Annotated in this window: 7 protein-coding genes; all 7 read right to left on the bottom strand. The window is 40.4% G+C overall.

Features of this window, described 5'->3' with window-relative positions; genetic code table 11:
• Positions 1–2: 2 nt before the first annotated feature.
• Entirely contained in the window at positions 3–1169 is a 1167-nt protein-coding gene (locus tag J1N10_RS06190) for an MFS transporter (protein ID WP_262325814.1), read from the bottom strand.
• 9 nt (positions 1170–1178) lie between these two features.
• Entirely contained in the window at positions 1179–2111 is a 933-nt protein-coding gene (locus J1N10_RS06185) for an ROK family protein (RefSeq protein ID WP_262325813.1), read from the bottom strand.
• Positions 2112–2121: 10 nt separating this feature from the next.
• A complete protein-coding gene (locus tag J1N10_RS06180; RefSeq protein ID WP_262325812.1) occupies positions 2122–2850 on the bottom strand; it encodes a GntR family transcriptional regulator in 729 nt (242 codons plus the stop codon).
• Positions 2851–3005: 155 nt separating this feature from the next.
• Positions 3006–3827, bottom strand: a complete 822-nt coding sequence (locus J1N10_RS06175) for a response regulator transcription factor (RefSeq protein WP_262325811.1) — start codon at positions 3825–3827, stop codon at positions 3006–3008.
• A gap of 221 nt (positions 3828–4048) precedes the next feature.
• The gene (locus tag J1N10_RS06170; RefSeq protein ID WP_262325810.1) at positions 4049–5908 is read right to left on the bottom strand and encodes a LamG domain-containing protein; all 1860 of its coding nucleotides are present in this window, start codon (positions 5906–5908) and stop codon (positions 4049–4051) included.
• A gap of 12 nt (positions 5909–5920) precedes the next feature.
• Positions 5921–7492 (bottom strand): SusD/RagB family nutrient-binding outer membrane lipoprotein, encoded by a 1572-nt coding sequence (locus J1N10_RS06165; RefSeq protein WP_262325809.1) that lies wholly within the window; start codon positions 7490–7492, stop codon positions 5921–5923.
• A 20-nt stretch (positions 7493–7512) separates the two neighbouring features.
• Positions 7513–10905: a SusC/RagA family TonB-linked outer membrane protein gene (locus J1N10_RS06160; RefSeq protein WP_262325808.1), complete on the bottom strand. Its 3393-nt coding sequence runs from the start codon at positions 10903–10905 to the stop codon at positions 7513–7515.
• Positions 10906–10950 lie beyond the last annotated feature (45 nt).

The raw sequence follows: 10950 nt of genomic DNA, 5'->3' as shown, positions 1-10950 counted from the left end.
GGTTACGAAGTTTTAACCCGGGTAAGAAAAAGTATAAACACCAATAATGCGAATATGACCCAAAGGCCTCCATTCAGATGGTATTCCATAGCCAGGCTCACTAAAAATGGAAAGATGGCTCCGCCTGAGATAGCCATCATCATTAAGCCTGATATTTCGTTGGAGCGCGTTGGATAGTGCCCCACTGTTATGGAAAAGATGAGCGGAAAAACGTTGGATACGCCCAAACTTATCAAGCCAACCAATACCCAGGCTGCGGTTGCATTCTCCACCATTGTGAGGGCTAAAACAAACAACAAGGCCAAAACACTTGATACTTTCAAAAACTTGTTGGCTTCGCCTTTCAACAAAATGATACCACCAACAAAAGTGCCTATCATTTTGGCAAAGAAATAGACGGTTTTTCCATACTTGGCCGCTTCTTCTCCTACACCGATTTTCAATTGCAAAAAAGCACCAATATTGGAGTTAATGGCAACATCAACACCAACAATGGCAAAAATACCCAAGACCATTAAGGCAATGTATTTATTCCCCAGAAGCTGCAAACAGGACCGAAAGCTCACCTGTTTATCATCCGCTTTTGTTTCTTCGATAGTGGTAGAGTTCAACCATACAAAAGCCACTAAAGATATTGCTCCAAACAAGTATAAGGCAAAGCGCCAGGTTCCCTCTCCCTCAAAACCAACTATCTGAGCTATAAAAGGACCAACAACAGCAGCCACATAAGGTCCAGTCATGGAACCTAAGGATTTTATGAATTGTGAAAAACTTAAAAAGCCGGACGCTTTTTCTTCCGGTACCACATCCATTAATAATGGGTTTGCTGACACCTGCATGATGGTATTTCCAATGCCTAACAATGAGAATGACAGCAAAATAACAGGTAGTGTATTGCCTAAAATAGGTACAAACAACCCGATGGCTGTTACTAAAATCGAAATGTTTAATACTTTCTTTTTACCTACTTTAGCTTGCCAGACGCCAGCCGGGACAGACAATAAAAAGAACCAGATAAAGGCCACAAATGGAATCAATTGCAGCAGATAGGCAGGCGTTTCGCTGCTTTGTTTTAATTCATCAACACCTGTTCCCACCAAATCGACAAAACTGACGATAAAGAATGAGAACAGAACAGGTACTAATATTTTTCCTTGTATTTTCTTCATGGAACTGAATTACATTAGTTTTAACTGCTCCTTTATCGATTGATAGAAATCATTGTCCAGCAACATGGCTGCTCCCATAAAGGCAGAATCTTCCAGCTTGGAGGATGGATTGACAATAATCTTTAGGTCAGCCTCTGCTAGCCCTTGCTTAAAAGCATCTTCGAACAAAGTGAAAGCACGTGAAATATTTCCACCAATCACCATTTTATCGACATTAAACTTTTGTAACCACGGCTTTAGAAACAGAGCCAGTTTAGTACCAAAATCGGTAAATACTTGTTGAGCCATCGCATCAATAGCATGCAACTCTGCAATCTGCTTAACACCCTCCACTTCTTTCTCCGACAAGTATTTATATCTACTTACTAAGCCACGGGTCGAGAAATAGTCATCGGCTATGGTTTGATCAAATGATAAATGCCACAAACAACCACCTTTAGGCACTCTGTCGTCCTTGATAACCGGAATGCCTTTATCGAGAAAAGCAGCGCCAAAACCAGTTCCTAAGGTAATGGCCAGGCTTCTATCGCTTCCTGATAATTCGCCTTTAAAATACTCGCCCACAGCAAAGGCAGTAGCATCATTAATAAACCGAATATGTTCTTTATCAATACCTAATCGTTTACTAAGCTCAGTTCGGATGTTTATTTTATATAAACTCAGATATTTAGAGTTATCTCCCCTAAAAAGAGCAATACCTTGCTCGTAATCTATCGGCCCAGGAAAAGCTAAACCAATACCTACAATATTTGATACTCCTACATTTTCAATGGGCTGTTTTAATAATGTTTCGAAAGTATCGAAGATGCTATCTTTACTTCCTCTACTATTAATTGGTAATGCTTTAAAACTCCTTTCAATAAAGCTCTTTGAACTCAAATTAAATATCTTACAACTAATGTGGCTACCACCAACATCAACACCTATGGCATATTTTTTCATTTGTTTGCTTTTAGCGATTAATGGTGATTGAATAGGTAAACTTCTCGGCATTGTAAAAGCCAATATTATACTCAATTGGTCGTCCGCCAGGATCAGATACAAATCGCTCCCTGACTAATACTGGTTCACCCACTTTAATTTTTAGTCGGTCAGCTGTAATCTTAGAAGCAGATTTTGCTTTTATCTTCTCTCGTGAAGTAGTTGGAACCACATGAAAATCGTTTTCCAGGAGTTCATACAGTGGACGCGTAAAATCCACATCTTTGCTTAAGCCAATTCTTGGGTGAAAATAACTTTCGAAATAGACAAAAGGCCCCTCTGAACTACCTCGTAAACGACACAAACATAAGAGTTCAGTTCCTTCATCAACACCAAAAAAAGTAGCTATTTTGGCATTGGCCTTTGTAACTTTAACCTCAGAAGAAAAATTAATAAACTGCACCCCTTTTTCTGACATTTCCTGGGTAAAACTCAACCAACTATCAAGGTTAGTAGATATCTCCTTCTCAGCCACTTTAGTACCCACTCCCTTTTTTCTGATTAACAATCCTTCATACTCCAGCTTATTGGTTGCTTGTCGTAATGTATTGCGCGAAATGCCCAAGGTTTTTGCCAAATCAACTTCTTTAGGAAGAAAGCCTCCATTCTTGTATTCAGGCCACTCAATAAGTTCCCTCAACAGTTGTTCGACCTGTGCATGCAGTGGCAGCGGACTATTATGATCTATCTTTAATTTCATTATTTGTGCATATGTTTGAACATACAAGTTTATGCAATGATTTTTTAATATCGATACCGGCTGAATAATTGACACCACTTATTGCACAATAGTCCACCAGATAAAACCCACAAAACAGAAAAGAAACGGTTTAAGGGTTAATTGCTAAGGCCTACTTATACTTCCCCTTTTCTAAACGAAGCAGGTGTGATTCCAAACTTTTGCTTAAACTTTTTAGACAGGTATTTAGGATCTTTAAACCCCACTTCAAAGGCGACTTCCGATACATTTAAGATGCCTTCTTTTAATAATCGGGCAGCTTCTTCCAAGCGGATATCCCTTACAAACTCACTGGTTGTTTTGTCGGTTAAATTTTTGATTTTGACATACAGCATGGTGCGGCTCACATTCATCAATTTTACAAACTCATCAATATTAAATGAGCAATTGGTATAATTCTCCATAACGACCTGGCGCGCACGTTTCAGAAATAATCGATCGTATGAATCGCTGTGCATATCGTTAACCAATGATTGGTTTTGCTTATAAACGACACGCAAATGCTCCCGACTATTGATTAATGCCTTCAGCTGGGCCAAGAACACGCGTTGATCAATGGTCATCTGAAACAAGGCATCGACACCAGCCTGTAAACATTCTATTTGCTGCTGATTCGACATTTCTGATGCTATAAACACAATAGGGATATGCGCTGTAAGCGGGTTGTTTTTAAACTTTCTGATATCGTTAATATCTTCTGTTAATATTCTAAAAGAAGTAAACAAAACCAACTTTGGTAAAATGGCCAATGCATTTTCAAAACCTAATTGATTAGAATAGGTTTTTACCAGATTGAATTCCTTCTCAAGCCCATCAGGGATATAATCTCTACCCAATTTGTCAATGACCACAACATGATGCTGAGAATTAATCGATAAAGGACCCGGTTGTAATTGATTCCACTGAGAATTAGATCCTGAATAAGCTAGCTGTTGCATAAGGAGTTGTTAGTATCTGCCTGTAAGCTAAACTTGGGAAGGTACTTACAGGCAGATTATTAAGAAGATAAAATAAGGGTGTCTAAAAACGAAGTCCGTTCATCGAACGGAGTCGAGATGTAATTTAAATTGATTATCAATATTCAATCACTTCGACTCCATTCAGTGACCAAGTCCTTTTTAATTATTAGACACCCTCATTCTTAAGCTTTAAGCTCTAATTACTTATTCCACTTTATACCACGCATCTCGCCCTGGTAGTTGCCGGTTACGTCGTTAAACTTAACACCAGCCACTTTATCGAGTGGGAAATAAGCATTCAAACCAGTTTCGGTTCCTGTGATGTCTGCATTCAATTCGGCAGCGTCACGGGCTACATCCCACAAGCGAAAATCCTTGATATATCCATCCATCTTGCCCCAGCCATTACCGAGCCACATTTCGCCCCAGCCAGAAACATTAGGCGCTCCTATATCTTCGAATGAAGCTTTCTCTTCACCATCGACAAATATCTTGGTTGTACGAGCGGTGTTATCATGCACCAAAGCGACATGCTGCCATTCGCCAGTTTTCATAACAAGTGGATCTGTTTTCGGACCTTGCCAACCGTTACCTGCATTGGTAAAGTTCCACAAACCACCAGATGCCAATATATTCTCTTCGGTTAATTCTTCATAACCGTATACCCAAACACCATATTCGCCATTGTTAAAGAACTCACCCGTTCCATAGCCAAATAAAGACTTTACTTTCACTTCGAACTCAACCGTATAATCACCTTGAGGCGTATAATTAGGCGTAATTCTTAATCCTACTGCATCACTATCTTCGCGATCAATAAAAACACCTGTAGCATCCGCCACCAACATACTATTAATAACTTCAATTTTTGAGGTCAACTGGGCTACTTTATCATCAATCTGATCCTGACGGTTCGCATTTTCTTTTGTTGAATTGGCTTCCGCTATCAGTTCATCCACATAAGCAATAGTTCCTACCGGATAATCACCGTTGGCTGTTCCTTCTGTTACAGTTGACTTAAAGGTCTCGAGAGCAGAAATGGCCTCATCCAAGGCTGTATAATCAAGCACTATTTCAGGAGGTGTACCATCCAGCTGCCATTCAATATCACCAATCATTTTGGCAGTGTACTTACCTGTTACATCTGTAAAACTATCACCCAGATCGGTTTCCAATGGGAAGAATGCCTCTAAACCATCTTCGTCACCATTGATAACGGCATCTTTATTATCTGCAATTTGTTGTGCCGTGCGCACCCCATTCCAGAGTCGGAAATCGCGCACCATCGTATTACAAACACGGTCTGTCCACATGGGGCTATTACCAATCACAAATGGCTTATCAGCAGCCAACAAGTGCGTATTACTGTTGGTAGCCACTTCAACCCCATCAATATACATCACCTGGTTTGTACCATCATTCGATAAAGCAACATGCATCCATACACCGGCTTTCATGGTACCGGCACCAGCCTGATTACCTGTATCTATCCAATTATTATTACCAACAACTGTCTGAATATTTCCATCGCTAAAATAACGCACACCAAATCCACTATCCGGACCGCTTTGCTCACATGAGAACAGGTTATTGGAATAACCACGTGTATTGAGATCGATAATGTAACATTCAATTTCAATGGTCCAGGCGCCACTTAATACGGGCTTAATATTATCTGAAATCTGAATATAAGTATCCGATGTTTGTTTAATCCATGGAATTGCCAGAGCAACGGTGTTATTCTTAAACTTGTTAATGTAAATCTGTAATTTATTGGTGGCATCAGTTATATCATTCTGACTATCGGAGTTATCCACTTTCCATTTACACCAATTAACACACTCTTGCAACTCTTGTTTGGCACCCGGTTTAAAATCCCCCGGATTACCGCCTTCTTCTGAAGAAGCAATCAAACTTTCCGCTTCAACAATTAAAGCATCCAAAGATGTTGTATCCCATGGGCCACTGGTCTCATCGTCTTCACATGAAACGAACCCAATTGTCAATGCGGACAAAAGCACTGACAAAAGCATTAATCTGTAATTATATAATTTCTTCATTACAATTCGGATTTAGTTGAAATTTGTACTCATTAAACCACTGCTTTTGGTTTTAGTGTCTGCTGTATCCCACCAAACTTTAATATCCATCCTGTCAGTGTCTTCCGAACGCATCCCTTCCGGCATATTTTCTTCATTCTGACGGTGCTCATTATCCGGGTAGCGCACACGTTTTACCCATGTACTAGCAGCCACGGTAGAACTACCGCTAACGCCTTCAAAAGGTAAGGTGATATCCGGGTAATCTGTACGACGGAAATCGGCCCATCCTTCAGGACCATTAGGGAAGTTAGCAATCCACTTCTGGGTGATGATACGCTTTAATCGGGCCTCATTATCAGCTGTAAAAGCAGGTAAACCATCAACATAAGCTGTTGCAGCTGCAGCATCAACACCAACATAATCCATTGATGCCTCAACGCCTTCTTTGTAAAGCATTTCAAAATCACCTGAAGCCCAACCACGAAGGGCAGCTTCTGCTAAAAGAAACTTAACTTCAGAAAAGAACATGACCGGACAATACATTTTATCTGCACCATTGCCAACAAAATCCTCATAACCACCTTCAAGATTAATGGTTGCATAAATTTCTTTAGCATTAGCCGGAACAATATTGTAGCCATTCTCAATACCCTTGTATTCCGCTTCGCCTACTTCCTCTTTTGTTTTTGGAACTGCCTTATCATTTTCCGTACGCTGGTAGGTAAACCATACCGGTGTTCTGGGATCTTCTCCAACGCTCGACTCTGAATACAAGTAATCAGACATGGTTTTTGACATACGAATATTGTTCCATGCCCAAGCCATTTGGTGCAGGTAATCGTACCATCCTTCGCTCCACATGGGCACACGAGCTACATCATCATTGTTTAACAACAGGCCGCCTGGTCCTTCAACAGCTGCTTTCACTTCAGCTTCGGCACGAGCAGGGTCGACATTGGCAATACGCATCGCCAAACGCAAACGTAAAGAGTTACCGAAACGCTTCCATTTCTCAACATCGCCATTGTAAATCAAATCGTATTCCGAACCATAGCTATATTGCTCCGTACCACCGGTAATGACATTAACGGCCGCATCCAAACGTTTCAATAAATCATCGTAAATCTCACTCTGAGCTGTATATGGAACCGGATTTCCCTTACTGGCTTCAAAATATGGAATATCACCATAGGTATCGGTCATGCGCGACCACCAGTAGCACATCCAGATATCGTTAATAGCTAAGGCATCCACATAAAATTCATTTTCACCAAACTGGTCGATGATGGCTTGTGAGCTTCTTAAATGACGCGTGTACATCTCGCTCCACTGGTTACCAATCCACCCATCAACATATTCGTAACGAGGCGAACCAAAGCTGGACACTGTATTCGCCCAATATTGGCTATATAAATCAGGATATAAATTGACATTACGCTGGTAGTTAGCAAACACCTCCTGTTGCATTTTATTAAGGAAGAACTTGGGTTCTACAGTCGTTGTCGCATCAGATGGCACGTTCATATCGCCAAAATCATCGGAACAACTATTAGCTGTTACCACAAGCATGATAGCCAGTAGTGCTGTATATATATTTTTCATTTCTTTCATCTTTTAGCTAATTAAAAACCTAGGTTAATCGAGAAACCATATGTTCTGGTTGAAGGCACAGGCGCAAAGTCAAACGCTTGCGCTGCATAGGCTGAACTATAAGCACTTGCATCGGGCACAGTACCCGGTGTATCTTTGTATAAATACCATAGGTTGCGGCCCACCAGTGATATGCGCATCGACTGAATCGGGTTATTGGCTGAAATTCTTTCTAACAATGATTTGGGCACATTGTAACCCAAAACAATTTCTTTCAGTTTCATATGCGAGGCATCGTACATAAATTCCTCATCCACTTTGGCTACCTGGCGCCAGTATTCTTCTGCACTCACCATCACATTATTGGCTCCACCATCGGCTGTCACACCATCAACAAAGAAGGCCATACGGTCATTCGCATCGGTGCGTTTGGCAGTACCTGCTGAGGTCGCTCCTCTTTCTGAACTTGATAAGATGTCTCCCCCTTGCTGAACTGAGAATAATGCCGACATATACAGACCTTTGTAATCGGCAGTCAGGTTAATGGAACCAGTCCAGTCAGCCTGAATATTACCAAGCACATGATCACTCCCTTGTGCCAATGTTGGCAAACCTTTATCATCAACAATGATTTGTCCCTGTTCGTTGCGTGCATAAACAGAACCTCGGATATCGCCTAATTGACCACCTTCAACAGCCCAAACATTGCTGCCAAAATCATACTCTTTCAGATCTTCGTGTAATTTTTCAAGAACACCTTCATTTTTCGAGAAGTTAAAATCAAGCCCCAAAGTAAAATCACGTGTTTTAACCGGTACTGTTGACAACATCAATTCGATACCTTTGTTACTAATTTCACCGGCATTGATGTACTTGGTTTTATAACCAGAGCTTTGAACCACCTCAATGTTAACAATCTGGTTTTTAGTCAACTCATTATAATAGGTAAAATCCAGTCCAAGACGATTGTTAAAAAAGCGTAAGTCTAAACCAGCTTCCCATGAGGTCGAAATCTCTGGCTTTAAGTTTTCAATGACCGCATCTTCAGGTACGATACCCGTTGTTAAACCATAGTTCCAGCTCTCTAATTTATACAATTGACTGGTGTTATACGGGTCCGTGGCTTTACCTACCTGTGCCCATGAAGCTCTTGCTTTGGCAAAGGATACCCACGAAGGCATATCAATCATTTCGGAGATAAGACCACTTAAACTCAACGATGGATAAAAGTATGAGTTATCGTAGTCAGCATCGGCCGATGTTAGCGTCGATGACCAATCGTTACGACCTGTGAAATCGAAGAAAATCATATTGCGGTAGGCCACCTGACCAAATCCATAAACTGAACGCACTTCTGATTCGGTAATGGATTCCGTTGCATTGATATTGGAACCTGCTCCTAGGAAATAGTCTCCTTCCGATGATAAACGACCTGAGGTGCCTCGCAGCCTTTTATCCATACGCGACATATTGTTTGCTCCAAGGTTTAAACCAATTGCCCAATCGTCATTAAATGTTTTATTATAGGACAGTAAAAACTCGTAGTTTTCTTCCTTGAAATTGCTTTGTTCTGTATTGTAATTAGGTCGTGATGAATCCACATTATCGGCATACAAATACCCTTCAACAGCATTAAACTGATAGAAATCCAAACCATACTTAAACTTGGCTTTTAAATTCTTGTGTAGTTTAATATTAGCAGCAATATAACCAAAGGTTCGGTTCTTACTATCGCTATTATCGGTTTGTGCCTGTAAAAAGTATGGGTTACGATTGTTGGCATTAACAGTCGTATATAATTTTTCAACATGCTCGCCAGAAACGATATTATAACCAGGCTTTAAATCCTGATTACGGATATTTCTTGGCATTGAATTGAAATAAGAAACATAACTGTAGTTCCCAATTTCAGGACGTTGATCGCCATCTGTTACAAAATAAGATAATTTCGTATCGATGTTTAACCACGAATTGATGTTATAATCGCCTCTGAAATCAAACGTTGTTTTTTCAACTTTGTGGTCTTCATATATACCGTTCATTATGTCTTTACCCACTGACACACGGAAGGTACCATCCTCATTACCACCAGTAAAAGCCACGTTGTGTTTATGACTTAAGCCTGTTCGGGTAAAATCTTTTAAACGGTTTTTTTGAGCCGTAAATGGAATCGTTTCGCCAGTCCATGCCTCCAGATCCTGCCCTTTCATTTCAGGTCCCCATGACCATTCACTATCCTTGTAATAAACGCCATCAGTTCCTTGTCCATAGCGATCTTGCAAATCGAGCATATAAGAGGCTTCAGAGAAGGTAACGCCACCTGCGTATGAGATACCTAAACCTTTACGGCTTTTTCCTTTTTTAGTTGTTACAACAATGACACCGTTACCACCGCGCTCACCATATAAAGCCGCCGCGTTAGGCCCTTTTAGGATAGAAACAGATTCGATATCCTCGGGGTTCAGATCAAAAGCACCTCCTGCACGTGAGGTTCCACCCCAAATACTACCATCGCGCTCATTACCATTATCAAATGGTACACCATCAACCACCCACAAAGGCGCGTTGTTATCGGTTAATGAAGAAGCTCCACGAATATCGATGCGTGACGTACCGCCAATACCGCCACCTGACTGGTTAATTTGCACACCTGCTACTTTTCCTTGCAATGAGCTAATCAAATCAGCATCACCTGCCTGTGTTAATTCTTCCGATTTAACATCCTGAACCGCATAACCCAAAGCTTTCTTCTCCCGCTTAATACCAAGAGCAGTTACTACCACTTCATCAATATCTAAAGCATCCGACACCATTGTGACATTAATGGTATTTCTTCCGGCTAAATTTAATTCCTGATCGGCATAGCCAATAAATGAAAACTTAATAACAGCTTCAGTACCGGATACATTTAACTCATAACTACCGTCGATGCTGGTAATGGTACCATTGGTGACATTATCTTTTTCAAAAACATTAACACCAGGTAACGGTTCGCCTGTATCATCCGTAACGATACCGCTTACTTTTAGCTGTTGTTGACCTGCAGAAGCGTCAAGTGTCTGATAGCGTTTTGTAATAATGATATCCTGATCGATAATGTGATACTTGTATTCGTTTAGATTTAATACTTTATCAAGTATTTCTTCAATATCTTTATCACTGGCATTAACATCAACAAGCTGATTTTCATTAACATCTTCCTTGCTATAGAACACATTAAAATCAGATTGATTTTCAATCTCATCAAAGACTTTGGATAGAGTAGATTTCTTTAAGTTGATGGATACTTTAGCACTTTGCCCATACGAGGCAGCGCTTATCTGTATCATCCCAACTATCATAAATAGAACACATAGTTTCATAATACGTGCTAGTTTCTTTAGCTGGTTCCATGGGATACCAACTATGGTTTTGTTTTTTTTCATAAATTTGTAATGCTTAATTATACACTTTATAATTAGTTAGGCCGG

Source organism: Carboxylicivirga litoralis, from assembly GCF_025499605.1.
Lineage (GTDB): Bacteria > Bacteroidota > Bacteroidia > Bacteroidales > Marinilabiliaceae > Carboxylicivirga > Carboxylicivirga litoralis.
This window is presented reverse-complemented; position numbering and strand designations above follow the sequence as displayed.

What these genes read in the sequence shown, in the direction of transcription:
- J1N10_RS06165 (WP_262325809.1), bottom strand. Translation starts at nt 7,492, where the DNA reads ATGAAAAATATATATACAGCACTACTGGCTATCATGCTTGTGGTAACA.
- J1N10_RS06170 (WP_262325810.1), bottom strand. Translation starts at nt 5,908, where the DNA reads ATGAAGAAATTATATAATTACAGATTAATGCTTTTGTCAGTGCTTTTG.
- J1N10_RS06160 (WP_262325808.1), bottom strand. Translation starts at nt 10,905, where the DNA reads ATGAAAAAAAACAAAACCATAGTTGGTATCCCATGGAACCAGCTAAAG.
- J1N10_RS06180 (WP_262325812.1), bottom strand. Translation starts at nt 2,850, where the DNA reads ATGAAATTAAAGATAGATCATAATAGTCCGCTGCCACTGCATGCACAG.
- J1N10_RS06185 (WP_262325813.1), bottom strand. Translation starts at nt 2,111, where the DNA reads ATGAAAAAATATGCCATAGGTGTTGATGTTGGTGGTAGCCACATTAGT.
- J1N10_RS06175 (WP_262325811.1), bottom strand. Translation starts at nt 3,827, where the DNA reads ATGCAACAGCTAGCTTATTCAGGATCTAATTCTCAGTGGAATCAATTA.
- J1N10_RS06190 (WP_262325814.1), bottom strand. Translation starts at nt 1,169, where the DNA reads ATGAAGAAAATACAAGGAAAAATATTAGTACCTGTTCTGTTCTCATTC.